At 68.0% G+C, this 17,010-nt stretch carries 14 protein-coding genes; 4 read left to right on the top strand and 10 right to left on the bottom strand.

Going from position 1 to position 17,010, the window contains the following annotated elements:
• Entirely contained in the window at positions 1 to 675 is a 675-nt protein-coding gene (locus SLG_RS12065) for a class I SAM-dependent methyltransferase (RefSeq protein ID WP_014076754.1), read from the top strand.
• Between the two features lie 20 nt (positions 676 to 695).
• On the opposite strand, the gene SLG_RS12060 is transcribed toward SLG_RS12065, so the two are convergent.
• The 7 genes from SLG_RS12060 to SLG_RS12030 form a co-directional block, all read right to left on the bottom strand.
• Complete coding sequence (locus SLG_RS12060) at positions 696 to 1,952, bottom strand: HD-GYP domain-containing protein (RefSeq protein WP_014076753.1); 1,257 nt, start codon at positions 1,950 to 1,952, stop codon at positions 696 to 698.
• Between the two features lie 109 nt (positions 1,953 to 2,061).
• Positions 2,062 to 3,825, bottom strand: a complete 1,764-nt coding sequence (gene recQ / locus SLG_RS12055) for a DNA helicase RecQ (protein WP_014076752.1) — start codon at positions 3,823 to 3,825, stop codon at positions 2,062 to 2,064.
• A gap of 5 nt (positions 3,826 to 3,830) precedes the next feature.
• Positions 3,831 to 5,312: an ATP-binding protein gene (locus SLG_RS12050; protein WP_014076751.1), complete on the bottom strand. Its 1,482-nt coding sequence runs from the start codon at positions 5,310 to 5,312 to the stop codon at positions 3,831 to 3,833.
• Between the two features lie 40 nt (positions 5,313 to 5,352).
• Positions 5,353 to 6,045, bottom strand: coding sequence for an LrgB family protein (locus SLG_RS12045; RefSeq protein WP_014076750.1), 693 nt, complete (start codon positions 6,043 to 6,045; stop codon positions 5,353 to 5,355).
• Complete coding sequence (locus SLG_RS12040; RefSeq protein ID WP_014076749.1) at positions 6,042 to 6,401, bottom strand: CidA/LrgA family protein; 360 nt, start codon at positions 6,399 to 6,401, stop codon at positions 6,042 to 6,044. The genes SLG_RS12045 and SLG_RS12040 overlap by 4 nt, the downstream gene beginning before the upstream one ends.
• 49 nt (positions 6,402 to 6,450) lie before the next feature.
• Positions 6,451 to 9,915 (bottom strand): transcription-repair coupling factor, encoded by a 3,465-nt coding sequence (gene mfd, locus SLG_RS12035; RefSeq protein WP_014076748.1) that lies wholly within the window; start codon positions 9,913 to 9,915, stop codon positions 6,451 to 6,453.
• Positions 9,916 to 10,038: 123 nt separating this feature from the next.
• Positions 10,039 to 10,305, bottom strand: a complete 267-nt coding sequence (locus SLG_RS12030) for an FAD assembly factor SdhE (protein ID WP_014076747.1) — start codon at positions 10,303 to 10,305, stop codon at positions 10,039 to 10,041.
• Positions 10,306 to 10,404: 99 nt separating this feature from the next.
• On the opposite strand from SLG_RS12030, the gene recG reads away from it, so the two are divergent.
• Positions 10,405 to 12,471 carry an ATP-dependent DNA helicase RecG gene (gene recG, locus SLG_RS12025; RefSeq protein ID WP_014076746.1) on the top strand — a complete coding sequence of 689 codons (2,067 nt, stop codon included), beginning with the start codon at positions 10,405 to 10,407 and terminating at the stop codon, positions 12,469 to 12,471.
• Between the two features lie 455 nt (positions 12,472 to 12,926).
• On the opposite strand, the gene SLG_RS12020 is transcribed toward recG, so the two are convergent.
• From SLG_RS12020 to tyrS, 3 genes are all read right to left on the bottom strand, one after another.
• Positions 12,927 to 13,292 carry a PilZ domain-containing protein gene (locus SLG_RS12020; protein WP_014076744.1) on the bottom strand — a complete coding sequence of 122 codons (366 nt, stop codon included), beginning with the start codon at positions 13,290 to 13,292 and terminating at the stop codon, positions 12,927 to 12,929.
• 87 nt (positions 13,293 to 13,379) lie between these two features.
• A complete protein-coding gene (locus tag SLG_RS12015; protein ID WP_014076743.1) occupies positions 13,380 to 13,700 on the bottom strand; it encodes a PilZ domain-containing protein in 321 nt (106 codons plus the stop codon).
• A gap of 107 nt (positions 13,701 to 13,807) precedes the next feature.
• Positions 13,808 to 15,040, bottom strand: coding sequence for a tyrosine--tRNA ligase (tyrS, locus tag SLG_RS12010; RefSeq protein WP_014076742.1), 1,233 nt, complete (start codon positions 15,038 to 15,040; stop codon positions 13,808 to 13,810).
• A 61-nt stretch (positions 15,041 to 15,101) separates the two neighbouring features.
• Between tyrS and SLG_RS12005 the strand changes: the two genes are divergently transcribed.
• Together SLG_RS12005 and SLG_RS12000 are read left to right on the top strand one after the other, a co-directional pair.
• A complete protein-coding gene (locus SLG_RS12005; protein ID WP_014076741.1) occupies positions 15,102 to 15,656 on the top strand; it encodes a DOMON-like domain-containing protein in 555 nt (184 codons plus the stop codon).
• Positions 15,653 to 16,858 carry an exo-beta-N-acetylmuramidase NamZ family protein gene (locus SLG_RS12000; protein ID WP_014076740.1) on the top strand — a complete coding sequence of 402 codons (1,206 nt, stop codon included), beginning with the start codon at positions 15,653 to 15,655 and terminating at the stop codon, positions 16,856 to 16,858. The genes SLG_RS12005 and SLG_RS12000 overlap by 4 nt, the downstream gene beginning before the upstream one ends.
• Positions 16,859 to 17,010: the final 152 nt, after the last annotated feature.

Here is a 17,010-nt window from a genome sequence, read left to right as displayed (position 1 = left end):
ATGACCGGCAGCCGGGGGATGGACGCGGGCAGCGAGGATCATGCCCGCGCCATGGATGCGCAATATGCGCTGCAGCGGCATCTCTATGACCTGACGCGCAAATATTATCTGCTGGGCCGGGACGGCCTCATCCGTGGACTGGCGGTCCCGCCGGGTGGCTGCGTGCTGGAGATCGGGGTGGGAACCGGCAGGAACCTTGCCCTCGTCGCCCGGCGCTATCCCCAGGCCCGCCTGTTCGGACTCGATATCTCCGCTGAGATGCTGAAGTCAGCGGAGGCGAATCTCGCCCGGGCCGGGGCTGATGGCCGGACGTTGCTGGCCCGTGCTGACGCCACCCGGTTCGATCCGCAGGCGCTGTTCGGGGAAGCGGGCTTCGATCGCATCTATATCAGCTACGCCTTGTCGATGATCCCTGGTTGGAAGGCGGCGCTGGCGCAGGCGATCACGCTTCTCGAACCGCGCGGATCGCTGCACATCGTGGATTTCGGCCAGCAGGAAGCGCTGCCGGGCTGGTTCCGCTCGGCCCTGCGCGGCTGGCTCGATCGGTTCCACGTCACGCCGCGCGCGGATCTCTTCGAGGAAGCGCGGCGCGTGGCGGCGGCGCAGGGTGCCAGCCTGGAGGCGCGCGCGCTGTTCCGGGGCTATGCCTGGGAAGTGGTCGCGCGCCTTCCCTGAGCGCCCGGCACCCGCGCCGATCAGGCCGCCCTGTCGACCATTGGCCTTGGATCCCGGCCGCCCAGCAACGCGGCCTTCAACAGGTCCCAGTCCGGCAGGCCATGGGTAAGCGGGCTCGCTTCCCGGAGGACCTGATCGTGCCGCAGGCTGTCGTCGAGCTGGACATCGACGGGCTCGATGAAATCCCGCTGCCGCAAGTCGTAGAAGGCGCGCGCGCGCGGCCGCGAGTTGCGCCGCCCCCCCGGCAGGATCATCGCGAGCCGCTGCGAGCGGAGTTCGACCAGCATGCCGGGCGGAAAGATGCCGACGGAACGGAGAAACTGGAAGTAGAGCCGGTCATCGAAATGCCCGTCCCACGCCTGCATGGCGGCGAGGGCCTGTTGCGGCGTCCAGCTCGGCTTGTAGAGGCGATCGGAGGTCAGCGCGTCGTAGACGTCGCAAATGGCGCCCATCCGGGCATGCAGGCTGAGCTGCGCGCCCTGCCGGCCGAAGGGATAGCCGGTTCCATCCATCTTCTCGTGATGGTGCGCGCAGACGTCCAGCGCGATCTCCGGGATGTCCGTGCTTTCCGCGATGAGATCCCGCCCGTTCAGGGTGTGCATCTTCATCTGCTCGAATTCGGCGTCGGTCAGGGGGCCGGTCTTATTGAGGATCTCGATGGGCATGGTGACCTTGCCGAGGTCATGCAACAGTCCCGCCATCCCGATCTTGCGATGGCTGTCTTCGGGCAGGTCGAGCGTCCGGGCGAAGTTGATCATCAGCGTGCACACCGCGACCGAATGCATGTAGGTATATTCGGTCTTGGACTTCATCCGCGCCACGTGCAGCATCGCGGCAGGGTTGCGCATCACGGCGTCCGATATCTCCTCGACCAGTCCCGAGACGTCCGATCCCCTGACCGCGCGGCCAAGGCGTCCTTCCTCGAAGACGCGGAACATGATCCGCCGCGCGCGCTGCATCACGGCTTTTGCGCGCTCCAGATCCTGATTGATCGGGGCCTCGCTGCGGGCGACAGGCACGAACGCCTCCGTCCGGCGCGGGGGACGCGCGCTGGCCGGGGCAGGGGCCTGGCGGGGCGCTGTCACAGGCACGGCGATGTCCTCGATATCGATCTCGATGACCACGCCGGAAACGTCGCTTTCCTGCACCTTGCGGAGCGTTTCCGGATCATCGATGCGGAAGTTCTTCTTCCAGAAGGGATGATGCAGCCAGGAGCCCTCGAAACCGAGAACCTTCATGCCCATCCTCACCTCGCCGGGTGCGATCGTCTTCCTCATCCGTGTTCCCACCACATCGAAAGGGATCACGGCACATAGGGGGGCGTCGGCAAATTATTGGTTAAGGCCTGGCAATGCGCGCGAAGGACGCGCCGGTTGGTCGCCCGGCTCAGCCGAAGCGGCGGATCGCCTCGAGGAAGGCTGCGCCATAGGCGTCCAGCTTGCGCTCGCCTACGCCGCTGACCAGGCCCATGTCCCGCAATGATTTCGGCCGGATGCGTGCCATCTCGTGCAGGGTGCTGTCGTGGAAGATCACATAGGGCGGGACGCCGGCCTCCTTCGCCAGATCCCGCCGGCAGGCGCGCAGGGCCTCGAAAATGGGGTCGTTCACGTCCTGCCCGCCCGAGGCGCGCTTGCGGCCACGGGATTTCGCCGGTTGCAGGACGAGGCTTACTTTCTCCTCGCCGCGCAGATAATCGCGCGCGGCCGGGCCGAAGGCGAGCCCGCCATGGTCATTGGTCGTGAGCGCGTCGAGCACCTGCAGGGCGCGGGCCACCGGCTTGAGCAGCGGCGCTTCCTCCTGCCCGACGATGCCGAACACCGAGAGGCCGTCATGCCCGCGCTGGACGATGCGCTCGTTGCTCTTGCCGGTGAGCACGGCTTCGAGATGACCCAGGCCGAAGGACTGGCCCGTGCGGTGGACGGCGGAGAGCAGCTTCTGGGCGGTTTCCGTCACGTCCATGCATGCGGGCGGCTCCAGGCAATTGTCGCAGTTGCCGCACTGCGGCGGCGGCGTCTCGCCGAAATGCCGCAGCAGGACCGCGCGGCGGCACCCTGCCGTCTCGACCAGCGCGCCAAGCGAGGCGATGCGGGCGCGCTCGCCTGATTGCCGGGCGGGCTCCACTTCCGCGATCCGCTGGCGGGCCCGGACGAAGTCCTCCGCGCCCCACAGCAGCAGCGCGATGGCGGGCTCCCCGTCGCGGCCCGCGCGGCCGCTTTCCTGATAATAGCTCTCGATGGACTTGGGTAGGCCGGCATGGACGACGAAGCGCACGTCCGGCTTGTCGATCCCCATGCCGAACGCGACCGTGGCCACCATCACCATGTCCTCGCTGGCGAGGAAGGCGGACTGGTTGGCGGCGCGAACCTCGCTGGAGAGCCCGGCATGATAAGGCAGCACCGTGCGTCCGCCCCGGGCCAGTCCCTGCGCGAGCTGTTCGGTCGCGGCGCGGGTCGGCGCATAGATGATGCCCGGTCCGCTGTTGGCCGCCAGCACGTCCTGGAGCTGGCGCTGCAGCCCGTCGCGCGGCTGGACGGCGTAGCGGATATTGGGCCGGTCGAACCCGGAAATGATGAGGCCCTCGGGCGGGATGCCGAGCTGCGCGAGAATGTCCTCGCGCGTATGCCGGTCCGCCGTGGCGGTGAGCGCGAGGCGCGGCACGTCCGGGAAAGCATCGAGCAGCGGCCGCAGCAGGCGATAGTCCGGGCGGAAGTCATGCCCCCATTCGGAGACGCAATGCGCTTCGTCGATGGCGAACAGGCTGATGCGCGCGCTTTCCAGCAGGGTGCGGAAGCCCGTGCCAGAGGCGCGCTCGGGCGCGACATAGAGCAGGTCCAGATCGCCCGCGCGCAGCCGCTCCTGCGTCTCGCGCCAGTCGCTGTCCACCGAGGTGAGGCTGGCGGCGCGAATGCCCAGCGCGCGGGCGGAGCGGAGCTGGTCGTGCATCAGGGCGATGAGTGGCGAGATCACCACGCAGCAGCCCGGCAGTGCCACCGCCGGCAACTGGTAGCAGAGCGACTTGCCTGCCCCGGTGGGCATGATGGCCAGAGTCGCGTTGCCGGCCAGCACGCGCTCGACGACCTGCGCCTGCACGCCCCGGAAGCCCTCGAACCCGAAGACGCTTCGCAGCAGGGCCGCCGGATCGGCCAGCATCGCTCTCATGCCTCCTGCGGCGCGGTGGAAAGGTTGAGGCCGGGAAGGCCGACCGAGCGGCGCCCGCCGAAGTCGGTCCGCAACACGATGAACCCGCTTTTCTCGAGATGCTCCAGCATCCGGCGGACGCGGCCGGGGCTGCGGGTGCCGTAGATATGGGCGAGCTGCTCGTCGTTGGGGCAGCTTTGCTGGTCGATCGCGGCGCGCGCGATGCACAGGAAGGGAGCCAGCAGATCGTCCGGCACGGCCCGGGCAAGGTCGAGCACCGCCTGTTCTGCCTCGCTCTGCTCCCCCGAGACGTTGAAGCCGCCGAGCGCCATCGCGAAGCGGCGGCGGAACCCGGCGAGGCTCAGGCTGTTGGCGGGAAGGCGCAGCATGCGGCAGCGGACGGTGAAATCCTGATAAGTCACGGCCGCGGGTCGATAGGGCGCTTCATCGTCCTGGATCATCTCGGCAAGGATGTCGTCCAGCGCCGCGTCCATCTCTTCCCTCGAGAGCGTCTCGGCGGGGGCCGGGGCAGACGGCGCGCCGGCGGGCAGGTCCGGCGCCTGCGGCGATGATATGCGGTCGATCAGGCTGTCGAGCTTCTCCGGTGGCGGCGGCGCGGGCCGGTTGGGCGGCGGCGTGTCGTCCTGCAGATCGGCGTGGAGAAGCGCGAACATGTCCTGCGCCGGCGCCTCGGGCGGCGGGATGAGCCCGCTGATCGATGTGCGCGGCGCCGTCTGCGCCGGGCCGATCCGCGCGGAGATTGGGCGGCGGGTGATGGCCGGGCCCAGCGCCAGGAAGTGGCCGCGCTCCAGGTCGCGGATCTGCTCGGCCTGCCGCCGCTCCATGCCGAGCAGGTCCGCCGCGCGCAGCATGTCGATGTCCAGGAATGTCCGCCCCATCAGGAAGTTCGAGGCCTCGGCCGCGACATTCTTGGCGAGCTTGGCGAGGCGCTGCGTCGCGATGACGCCGGCCAGCCCGCGCTTGCGGCCCCGGCACATGAGGTTGGTCATGGCCGCCAGCGAAAGCCGGCGCGCCTCGTCGCTCACGTCCCCGGCCGCGGCCGGCGCGAACATCTGCGCTTCATCGACCACGACGAGCGCGGGAAACCACTGGTCGCGCGGCGCGTCGAACATCGCGGAGAGGAACTGCGCCGCGCAGCGCATCTGCGCTTCCAGGTCGAGCCCGTCGAGCGCCAGCACGACCGAGGCGCGGTGGCGGCGAATCCGCGCGGCCAGCTCAGCGAGTTCGGCACTGCCATAAGCCGCGCCGTCGATCACGACATGCCCGAAAGGGGCGGCCAGCGTGACGAAATCGCCTTCCGGGTCGATCACCACCTGCTGGACGAGCGCGGCGCTCTGCTCCAGCAATCGCCGCAGCAGGTGGGATTTGCCCGAGCCGCTATTGCCCTGCACGAGCAGCCGGGTCGCCAGCAGTTCCTCGATGTCGATGCGCACCGGCGCGCCGGCAGGGTCGTTGCCGATGATGATGGTATTGCTCACGGGCCCGCTCTTAAAGCCTTGGGCCGCAGGAACAAGGCGTTCAGACCAGTAAGGCGATGAGTGACAGCATCACGCAGGTCGCGACGGCGTTCAGGGCCATGCCCAGGCTGGCGAACGCGCCGGCCGTGGAATTGACCTGAAAGGCGCGCGCTGCCCCGAGTCCATGCGCGGAAATGCCGACCGAAAAGCCGCGCGCCCGGAAGTCGGAGATCTTCAGCGCATCGAATATCGGCGTTGCGATCATCGCACCCAGGATGCCCGAACACAGGACGATGGCGGTCGCCAGGGCCGGCACGCCGCCAAGCTGCGCCGCCATCTCGATCGCGACCGGCGTCGTCGTCGCGCGCGGCGCGGCGGAGGCGAGGATTTCCGATGGCGCTCCGAACAGCCACAGGATGCCCACCACGCTGGTGATGGCCGTCGCAGCGCCCGCGAGCAGCGCCAGGGCCAGTGGCTTCGCGAGCCGCCGGATCAGGCGCCGCTGTTGCCAGATCGGCACGGCAAGGCCCACCACCGCCGGGCCGAGCAGGAAGTTCAGCAGGGCAGTGGATTCCCGATAGGCGGGATAAGGCGTCCCGGTCGCCAGCAGCAGGCCGATGAGCGCCGGAGTCGCGAGCAGCACGGGGTGGCAGAGCGGATGCCGCCCGCTGCGCCGCGAGAGGATGTCGGCGCCTTCGAAGATGATGAGCGTGGCGACGAGCCAGAAGATCGGGATCGCGAGGATGGCGCTCATGGGGCCTCGTCCTCCGCCGGAATGCGCCGCGCGGCGAGGCGGAAGACCGTGACCGCCACGATGAGGGTGAGCAGCGTGGAGATCATTGTCGCGACGACCAGTGCGGGCCCGTAGCGGGCGAGAAGCGGCCCTTGCTCGACCAGGCCCACCGCGGCCGGCACGAACATGATCGAGAGATGCGCAGTGAGCCATCCCGTGACGGCGCTGAGCGTCGGGCGCTCGCGCGGCATCAGGGCGAACCAGACGAGCAGCAGCACCATGCCGATCACCGGGCCGGGCAGGGGCAGGCCGCTCAGCCGATGGATGATCTCGCCCGCGAGCTGGCACAGGCAGAGCAGCGCGATCGCGCCGATCACGGGAGCATGTCCGGCATGGAGATCATCGCGCCCATCCTCCCTCCACTGCTCAGCCGATCGCCTTCGCCAGCCCCTGGCTGAGCTTCAGCGCCCCGTTGAGGCGCGCCTTGGGATCGCCCCATGCCCGCTGGATGACGAGCTTGCTGTCCGGGCGGAGCTTCGCGATCTGGCCGATCTTCTGCACATAGCCCAGCAGGCCGGCGAGATTAGGGCACTGGTCGTTGTGGAACGAGACCAGCGCGCCGCGCGGGCCGATGTCCATGCGGGAGATGCCGGCGGTGCGGCAATTGAGCTTCACCTCGATCAATGTGAGCAGATTGCGGGTCGGGTCCGGCAGCGGGCCGAAGCGATCGATGAGCTCGGCGGCGAACGCCTCGATCTCGGCCTTGTCCTCCAGCTCGTTGATGCGGCGATAGAGTCCCATGCGCAGGTCGAGGTCCGGCACATAGTCCTCGGGCAGCAGGATCGGCGCCTCGACATTGATCTGGGGCGACCAGTCCTGCCGGGCGAGGGGCATCTTCGCGCCCTGCGCCTTGGCCTCCATGATCGCGTCTTCCAGCATTGACTGGTAGAGTTCGAAGCCGACTTCCTTGATGTGGCCGGATTGTTCGTCCCCCACCAGATTGCCTGCGCCGCGAATGTCGAGATCGTGGCTGGCGAGCTGGAAGCCCGCGCCCAGCGTGTCGAGGTCGGAGAGGACCTTGAGCCGCTTGTCCGCCGTCTCGGTCATCACCCGGTCGGCGGGTGTCGTCATATAGGCATAAGCGCGCGTCTTGGACCGGCCCACGCGGCCACGCAGCTGATAGAGCTGGGCGAGGCCGAACCGGTCCGCGCGGTGGATGATGATCGTGTTCGCGCTGGGGATGTCGAGGCCGCTTTCCACGATGGTGGTGGAGAGCAGCACGTCATACCGGCGCTCGTAGAAGGCAGACATGCGCTCTTCGACTTCGCTGGCGGACATCTGCCCATGCGCGGAGATGAAGCGCACCTCGGGCACTTTCTCGCGCAGGAAGTCTTCCATGTCCGCCATATCGGAGATGCGCGGCACCACGAAATAGGTCTGCCCGCCGCGATAATGCTCGCGCAGCAGGGCCTCGCGCAGCACCACGTCATCCCATGGCATGACGTAGGTGCGCACCGCGAGCCGGTCGACCGGCGGCGTCTGGATCACGCTCAGCTCGCGCAGGCCGCTCATCGCCATCTGCAGCGTGCGCGGGATCGGCGTGGCCGTCAGGGTCAGCACATGGACGTCCGCCTTGAGCTGCTTGAGCCGCTCCTTGTGGGTAACGCCGAAGCGCTGTTCCTCGTCCACGATGACCAGCCCGAGCCGCTTGAAGGTCAGCCCCTTGGCCAGCAGCGCATGAGTGCCGATCACGATGTCGATCGATCCGTCGGCGAGGCCTTCCTTCGTCGCCTTGGTCTCGTTGGCGCCCACGAGCCGCGAGAGCCGGCCGATCTTCAGGGGGAAGCCCCGGAAGCGCTCCTCGAAGTTCAGATGATGCTGCCGCGCCAGCAGCGTGGTCGGGCAGATGAGCGCGACCTGCGATCCCGCCATCGCCGTCACGAACGCGGCGCGCAGCGCCACTTCCGTCTTGCCGAAGCCGACATCGCCGCACACCAGCCGGTCCATCGGCCTGCCCGCCGCCAGGTCCTCCAGCACATCGGCGATCGCCCGGTCCTGATCCTCGGTCTCTTCATAGGGGAAGCGATCGACGAAGGCCGGGTAGCCGGCGCTTTCCCGCTCGAACACGGGCGCGGGCCGCAATGCGCGCTGCGCGGCGGTAGCCAGCAATTCACCCGCGATCTCGCGGATGCGCTCCTTCATCCGCGCCTTGCGCCGCTGCCATGCCTCGCCGCCGAGCTTGTCGAGCGAGACACCTTCCTCGCCCGATCCGTAGCGGGAAAGCACGTCCAGATTCTCGACCGGAACGTAGAGCTTGTCACCGCCCGCGTAATGGAGCTCGACGCAGTCGTGCGGTTCCTTGCCGACCGGGATGCTCGTCAGGCCCTCGTAGCGCCCGATGCCATGGTCGGCATGGACAACGAGATCGCCCGGCGAGAGCGTCGCCAGCTCGGCGAGGAAGGCATCGGCGCTCTTGCGGCGCTTGGCCCTGCGCACCAGCCGGTCGCCCAGCATGTCCTGCTCGGTCAGCACTTCCAGCTCGGCGGTGGCGAAGCCGTGGTCGAGCGGCAGCACGGCGAGCGCCACCGCGCCGCCGGCAGCCGTGCCCTGCGCTTCCTGCCAGCTGTCGACTATCGTCAGCCGCTTGACGCCATGGTCGGCGAGCAGGCCCGCCAGCCGCTCGCGCGCGCCGGCCGAATAGCTGGCGATGATGCGCTTGCGCCCTTTGCGCCCGGCCTGTTCGAGATGCCGTCCCACGGCCTCGTAGACATTCGCGTTCTGTGCGCGTTCGGGCGCGAAATCCCGTGCGCTGTCCACCGCGAAGTCGAGGACGCTGGCACTTTCCGGTTCGTGGAAGGATGACGTGGCATGGATCGGCAGAGCGGTGATGGCGTCCGCCCATTGCTCGCCGGCCAGATAGAGCTGCTCGGGCGGGAGCGGCCGGTAGCTGCCCGGCGACGCCCCGGCGGCGCTCACCCGATTGGCATGATAATCGCGGATTGCCTCGAACCGCGCGTCCGCCGCACTGGCAACGCCGCCGTCTCGCAGCCAGAGCGTGTCGTCCGCGAGATGCTCGAAGAGCGGCACCAGCCGTTCCTCGAACAGCGGCAGCCAGTGTTCCATGCCCGCGAGGCGGCGGCCGTCGCTCACGGCCTGATAGAGCGGGTCGCCCGTCGCCGTGGCGCCGAACATCTCGCGATAGCGGCTGCGGAAGCGCTTGATGCTTTCCTCGTCCAGCAGCGCTTCGGAGGCCGGCAGCAGCATGAAGCCGGGCACCGCCTCGATCGTCCGCTGGGTGGAAGGATCGAAGCGGCGCAGCGTTTCGATCTCGTCGCCGAAGAAGTCGAGCCGCAGCGGGCCGGGTTCGCCGGAGGGGAAGAGATCGACGATGCCGCCGCGCACCGCATATTCGCCCGCGTCATGGACGGTGTCGGTGCGGACATAGCCGTTGGACTGGAGCAGCGCGACCAGCCGGTCGATGGCGATGCGCTCGCCCGGCGCCAGCCGCGCCACCATCTGGCGGATGCGGAACGGCGTCAGCGTCTTCTGGGTGATGGCGCTGATCGTGGTGAGGACGAGCTGTGGGCCTTTCAGCGGCGCCTGGAGCGCCTGCAGTCCCGCCAGCCTTTCCGATGCGGCGCGCAGCGAGGGCGAGGCGCGGTCATAAGGCAGGCAATCCCATGCCGGGATGCGCACCACGGCCATTTCCGGCGCGAAATAGCCCACGCTCTGCTCGATGGCGTCCATCGCCTGCGCGTCGGGTGCGATGAAGCACAGCCGCCCCTTCGCCGCGCGTGCGAGGTCGGCGAGGAGCACCGGCAGGAAGCCGTTGGGGACGCCGGACAGGGTGAGCGGCGCCCGGGCGGAAAGGATGCGTTGGATGTCAGTCATATGTCAGGTCTTGATGCCCCTGCGGGGACGGGTGAGAGTGGCGCTTGCGCCCGCCGGCCGGGCACGCGCGTGCGCTTCTGCCCGGGGGCGGTCGCAGCGAGGATTCGGGCAGCGGCGCGGTCGTCACTTTGCGATGGGGATATAGTCGAGTGCCCGCATGGCCTGCATCATCGACCCTTCGAACTCGGGAGGGCAGGGCAGGGTTCCCAGCGCCCAGGCCATGATGTCCACGTCATCTTCCTCGAGAATCTGCTCGAACCAGTCGATCTGGTCGCTGTTCCAGCCGGCGGCATGGGTGTCGAAGAACCCGCCGATCATCAGGTCGGCTTCCTTGGTGCCCCGGTGCCATGCGCGAAATTTCATCCTGCGCAGGCGGCTCTCGTCAGTCATTTACGGCTCCCTTACCGCCCGCCGCCGTTCCGGCCGCCATGCTTGCAGGCCGGCGGGCGCTTTCCTGTCCCGTCGGCTTGGACTAGGGCGCACATAGTCATGCGACCCGATATTCTCAATCCGCTGTTCACGGAAAGCACTGCCCTCAAGGGCGTGGGGAATGTGCTCGCCCGGCCGCTGGAGCGCCTCGGCCTCACGCGCGCGGTGGATCTCGCCTTCCATCTGCCCGTGAGCTGGATCGAGCGGCAGCGCGTCCATCGCCTCGCCGATGCGGAAACCGGCCGCATGGTGGGCGTCGTGCTCACGGCCCAGGATTATCGCGCATCGGGCTCGGCGCGTGCGCCGTTCCGCATCCGCGCGGTCGATGCGGCGGGCGATGTGGTGAGCATCGTCTATTTCGGCAAGAATTCCGGCTGGCCGCGCAAGCTCTTTCCGCTCGGCGAGCCGCGCTTCGTTTCCGGCCGGCTGGACCGGTTCGGCGATGAACTGCAGATCGTCCATCCCGATCATGTCGTGCCGCCCGAGGAAGCCGCCGGCATTGCTGATCGCGAGCCGGTCTACGGCCTGTCCGAAGGCATCACCAATGGGCGGATGCGCGAGCTGGTGGTGCAGGCGCTCGCCCGCGCGCCGCAGCTGCCGGAATGGATCGAGCCGGGGCTGCGCGCCCGCAAGCAATGGCCCGCCTGGCACGAGGCGCTCGCGGCGGCGCATCATGATCCCGCCGCGCAGGCTGCGCGGACACGCCTTGCCTATGATGAGATCTTCGCCAGCCAGCTCGCCCTGATGCTGCTGCGGGCCTCGACGCGGCGGCGGCGCGGCGTGCCCGTTGCCGGCGATCGTCGCCTGCGGGACAAGCTTGCGCTGCCCTTCTCGCCCACCGGTGCGCAGCGGCGCGCCTTCGCGGAGATTGAGGGGGACATGGCCCAGCCCGTCCCGATGCTGCGGCTGCTGCAGGGCGATGTGGGATCGGGCAAGACGCTTGTCGCGCTCATGGCCCTTCTGAATGCGGTGGAGGCGTCCGGGCAGGCGGCTTTCCTCGCGCCGACGGAGATTCTCGCGCGCCAGCATTTTGCGAGCCTCCAGTCCATGCTCGCCGGCCTGCCGGTGAATGTCGCGCTGCTTACCGGGCGGGACAAGGGCAAGGCCCGCGAATCAACGCTGATGGGGCTGGCGGACGGCAGCATCCACATCCTCGTTGGCACGCACGCCATCTTCCAGGAGGCCGTGACCTATCGTAACCTCGTCCTCACCGTCATCGACGAGCAGCATCGCTTCGGCGTCTCCCAGCGCCTCATGCTCACTGCCAAGGCGGAGCGCACGCCGCATCTCCTCGTGATGACCGCCACGCCCATTCCCCGCACGCTCACTCTCACGCAATATGGCGACATGGACGTCTCGCGGCTGGACGAGATGCCGCCGGGCCGGCAGCAGATCGACACGCGGGTCATTTCGGATGCGCGCATCGACGAGGTCGTCTCCGCGGTCGGGCGGCATGTCGATGCCGGGCGGCAGGCCTATTGGGTCTGCCCGCTGGTCGAGCAGAGCGAGGATGGCGACGAAGCTGCGGCCGAGGTGCGCGCGGCGGGGCTCAGGGCCCGGTTCGGGGCGGACAAGGTCGGCGTCGTCCATGGCCGCATGCCGGGCGCGGAGAAGGATGCCGTCATGGAGGCATTCGCGTCGGGCAGGCTGAGCCTTCTCGTCGCGACCACGGTGATCGAGGTCGGGGTGGACGTGCCCAATGCGACCTTGATGGTCATCGAGGCCGCCGAGCGCTTCGGCCTCGCGCAGCTTCACCAGCTTCGCGGGCGCGTCGGCCGGGGCGACCAGCGCAGCTTCTGCATGCTGCTGCATGGCCAGACTCTCTCCGAAACCGCGCGCGCCCGCCTGTCCCTCATGCGCGAGACCGGCGATGGCTTTCGCATCGCGGAGGAGGACCTGCGCCTGCGCGGGGCGGGCGAGCTGCTCGGCACGCGCCAGTCCGGCGAGCAGCGCTTCCGCCTTGCCACGCCGGAGCAGATCCAGGCCCTGCTGCCGGCCGCCCATGACGATGCGCGACTGCTGATGGACCGGGACGGAGGCCTCGATTCCGAGCGCGGGCAGGCTGCGCGCACCTGCCTCTACCTGTTCGAGCGCGACGCGGCCATCGCGCTCCTCTCGAGCGGCTGACCCAACGGAGGGATTAGAGCCCTCTCCCCTTCAGGGGAGAGGGTTGGGAGAGGGGGCAACGCCATCGCCCCCCAGGGGGCTCCGCCTGTGCAGGAGGGGGCAAAGGCACCGAAGGAGCTGGCCATCCGGGATAAGTATGCCGTGAGGTGGTTCCCCCCCCCTCAGCCTCGTTTTTCCCTGTCCTACATCCCCTCCGCCGTGGCAGCCCTGCCGAACGCCTCTTCGCATCGAAGGAGACAGGGCAATGCGCGGCTCTTGTTCATTGGAGACCTTCCATCATCCGGCGAGACCGTCCAGCCTTGCCGGAGCAGGCGCCGGCGTCCGCCGCGTCGGTCCACCGCAAAGCGCACGGGGAGCGGAAGATGAGACGGACGGGTCGTCATCTTCGTGAACTTCCAGACAGCAGCGCCGTGCTGGACCGGCATTGCGGGCGGTCGTGCCGGCCCCGAAATCGATCAGTCCGGGAGCGCGCCTTGCGCCTTGTTCGCAGGCGCAGGCCCGCGCAGCGTCGCCAGTATGTCGGGATAGGTCCGGGCATCGATCGGCACCATGAACTGGGCGCCGAAGCAGCCGCGCAATCCCCACATCACGCGCGCCTGGACGAGGCCGCATTGGGGCAGCCAGACGCTCACCGCTTCCCCGCGGACGAAGCGGGCGTCGCTGCAACGGGCATGGAAACCCCGGGCCGAGACATCGATCAGCCGGACGTCCAGCCGCGTATCGCCTCGTTCGATGCTGGTGGGGAAATCGACAAGATCGCGCGCCGTCTCCCGACGCTGGCGCGGCATGTCCGGTGCGATCCGAGGGGCCTCCTGGGTCATTCTCTCTCTCCTTGCGACTTATGGGTTGAGATGAGCTCGTCCGTCATATGTGCGGACGTTTTGTCATTTTCTTGGTAGAATAGGGGCTTACCCCTCGCTCCCGTCGTGGTGTCTTTCAAGAAAGCCCAGATAGGCATCCTGCGGGATCAGGGCCTCGAACTCGAGGCCGATGCGCGCGCCGGTCGACCATATGACCACGCCGCGCAGGCTGCCGAGGTCCGGCAGCTCAAGCGTCAGGCTCTCGCCGATCGACGCCGGCATGTCGGACTGCAGCATGCATCCGTTCGCGGAGAGATTGACCACGACCACGTCGCTCGGCGGCAGCGTGAGGCCCCAGATGCGCGCGGGGCAGGCGATGGTCTCGCGAACGGCGCGCCGGGGCTCATATTCGGTTGAGGGAAGCGACATCGACATTCCTCCGGCTCAGGACCGACCATTGTCCGCCCCATCCGTGAACCGGAGGTCAATCATCATCCCTAGCGCGCCGTAAACGATGAGCGCGACGCGGTTGGCTCTCAGCGCGTCAGCAGGGCGTGGCGCTTCTTGCCCAGGCTCAGCTTGACGGGCGCCTCGCCCACCGCGACCTGATGGGCGGCGTCGCGGATCGGCTGGTCATCCACGCGCACCGCGCCCTCGGCGATCTTGCGCCGCGCCTCGCCATTGGACGCGGCAAGGCCGGTCTCGGTCAGGGCCGCGACGAGTCCGATGCTGTCGCCGGATACCTGGATCGTGGGGAGGTCGGTGGCGGCCGCCGCCGCGCCTGCCTCGAACGTGAGCCGGGCCGTCTCGGCGGCGCCCTCGGCTGCGTCCCGGCCCCGGCAAAGCGCCGTCGCCTCGTTGGCGAGGATTTTCTTGGCCTCGTTGATCTCCGCGCCCTCCAGCGCTTCGAGCCGCGCGATCTCATCGAGCGGGAGATCGGTGAACAGGCGCAGGAAGCGGCCGACATCGCGATCGTCCGTGTTCCGCCAGAACTGCCAGTAATCGAAATGCGGCAGCATCGCCTCGTTCAGCCAGACCGCGCCGGCCATCGTCTTGCCCATCTTGCCGCCGTCGGCCGTGGTGATGAGCGGCGTGGTGACGCCATAGACTTCGGTGCCGTCGACGCGGCGCGAGAGCTCGATGCCGTTGACGATGTTGCCCCACTGGTCCGACCCGCCCATCTGCAGGCGGCAGCCGGCGCGACGGGAGAGCTCCAGGAAGTCATAGGCCTGGAGGATCATGTAGTTGAATTCTAGGAAGCTCAGCGACTGTTCGCGGTCGAGCCTCAGCTTCACCGAGTCGAAGCTGAGCATCCGGTTGACCGAGAAATGCTGGCCGTAATCGCGCAGGAACGGCAGATATTCGAGCGCGTCGAGCCACTGCGCATTGTCGACCATGATGGCATCGGTCGGCCCGTCGCCGAAGGTCAGGAAGTTCTCGAAGACCGTCTTGATCGAGGCGATGTTGCTGTTGATCGTCTCGACGGTCATCAGCTTGCGTGCCTCGTCCTTGAAGCTCGGGTCGCCGACCTTGCCCGTGCCGCCACCCATCAGCACGATGGGCTTGTGGCCGGTCTGCTGCAGCCGGCGCAGGAGCATGATCTGCACCATGGAGCCGACATGCAGCGAGGGCGCGGTGGGATCGAAGCCGATATAGCCCGGGACGACCTGCGTGGAGGCAAGCGCGTCGAGCCCGCTTGCATCGGTGATCTGGTGGATATAGCCCCGCTCTTCGAGCAGGTTGAGCAGGTCGGACTTGTAGCTTGCCATTTTCTTCTCTCGCGGCGGCCCGTCAGGAAAACGGTGGCGCGCTTAGCATGGGAACCGGACCATGAGTAGCATTTTGGCCGAGCGGGCCCTGCAATGCCATCCCGCGACGCCCTGCGCGGCCATTGTGGCGCTGGGCGCGCGGATCGCACGGACGGCGGATTTCGGGTGGGAGATCAGCTTCATCGCGGCTGGCGATCCGTCCCTGGTCAGCCTGCCGCCGGCAGCGCCGCCGGTGCATAGCGATGGTCTGTGGAAGACGACCTGCTTCGAATTGTTCTTCGCTCGCCCGGGCGATGCCTATGCGGAGCTGAACCTGTCGCCCTCGGGTGCTTTCGCCGCTTATCATTTCGATCATTACCGCACCGGCATGACGCGCATCGACTTGCCGGCGCCGGAAATCGCGATGTCCGCCGGCACGGAGCGGCTCGTGATGACGGCGCGCCTGTGCGAGGATTGCCTGCCGTGGGACGGCACCGGCAGGATCGGCATTTCGGCGGTGATCGAGGAGCGGGGCGGGCGGCTCAGCTACTGGGCGCTCGCGCATCCGCCGGGCAAGCCCGATTTTCATCATCGCGATTGCTTCGCGCTCGCGCTTCCGCCACTGGGCAGCGCATGAGCTTCCAGACCGGTCTCGACCGCCTTCTCGCCGATCCCGCCCTGCGCCGGCCCCTTGCCGGCAAGCGCGTCTGCCTGCTGGCGCATCCCGCATCCGTGACAGCCGATCTCACGCATGCGCTCGATGCCTTGTCGGCCTGCGGCGACGTGACGCTGGCCGCCGCCATGGGGCCGCAGCACGGCCTGCGCGGCGACAAGCAGGACAATATGGTGGAATCCCCGGATTATGAGGATCCGGTCCATGGCGTGCCGGTGTTCAGCCTCTACGGGGAGGTGCGCCGGCCGACACGTGCGATGATGGACAGCGCGGATATCTTCCTTGTCGATCTTCAGGATCTGGGCTGCCGGATCTACACCTTTGTCACCACCCTGCTTTACCTGCTGGAAGCGGCAGCGCCGCTCGGCAAGGCGGTCTGGGTGCTGGACCGCCCCAATCCCGCCGGGCGTCCGGTGGAGGGGCTGACTCTGCGGGCCGGGTGGGAGAGCTTCGTCGGCGCGGGGCCGATGCCGATGCGCCACGGCCTCACCATGGGGGAACTGGGCCACTGGTTCGTCGATCACTTCGGGTTGGACCTGGACTATCGCGTGATCGCGATGGAAGGCTATGACCCGGATGCCGCGCCCGGCTTCGGCTGGCCGTCCGGACGGCTGTGGGTCAATCCCAGCCCCAATGCTCCCAATCTCAACATGGCCCGCTGCTACGCCGGCACGGTGATGCTGGAAGGCGCCACGCTCTCGGAAGGGCGCGGGACCACGCGCCCGCTCGAACTGTTCGGCGCGCCGGACATCGATGCCCGCGCCGTGGTCGCGCGCATGAGGGCGCTCGCGCCGCACTGGCTGGAAGGCTGCATCCTGCGCGATTGCTGGTTCGAGCCGACCTTCCACAAGCATGTCGGCACGTTGTGCAATGGCGTCCATATCCATGCCGAGGGCCCTGCCTATCGCCATGATGCGTTCCGTCCCTGGCGCGTGCAGGCGCTTGCCTTCAAAGCCATCCGGCAGCTGCTGCCGGACTATCCCCTCTGGCGCGATTTCCCCTACGAATATGAGCTTGGCAAGTTGCCCATCGACGTGATCAATGGCTCGCCGCTGCTGCGCGAATGGGTGGACGATGCCGCTGCGACCCCCGCCGATCTCGACGCCCTGACCCTGCCCGACGAGGCCGCCTGGGCGCAGGCGAGGGCAGCGCATCTGCTTTACTGAGTGGGTGGTCTGCTGGACTGCTCAATCCGGTTCGCCTTCGTAGACGGGCTGGTCACGACGCTCTGGGCTGCCACTCAGAACCTTGCGCCAATTCCCTGTTGATACATTTGTTGACACTCTGCCCGCGAGTCACGTATCATCATTGTCGATAC

Source organism: Sphingobium sp. SYK-6 (assembly GCF_000283515.1).
GTDB classification, from domain to species: Bacteria; Pseudomonadota; Alphaproteobacteria; order Sphingomonadales; family Sphingomonadaceae; genus Sphingobium; species Sphingobium lignivorans.
Note: the sequence above shows the minus strand (reverse complement) of the source record. Positions and strands in the feature narration are given on the sequence as shown.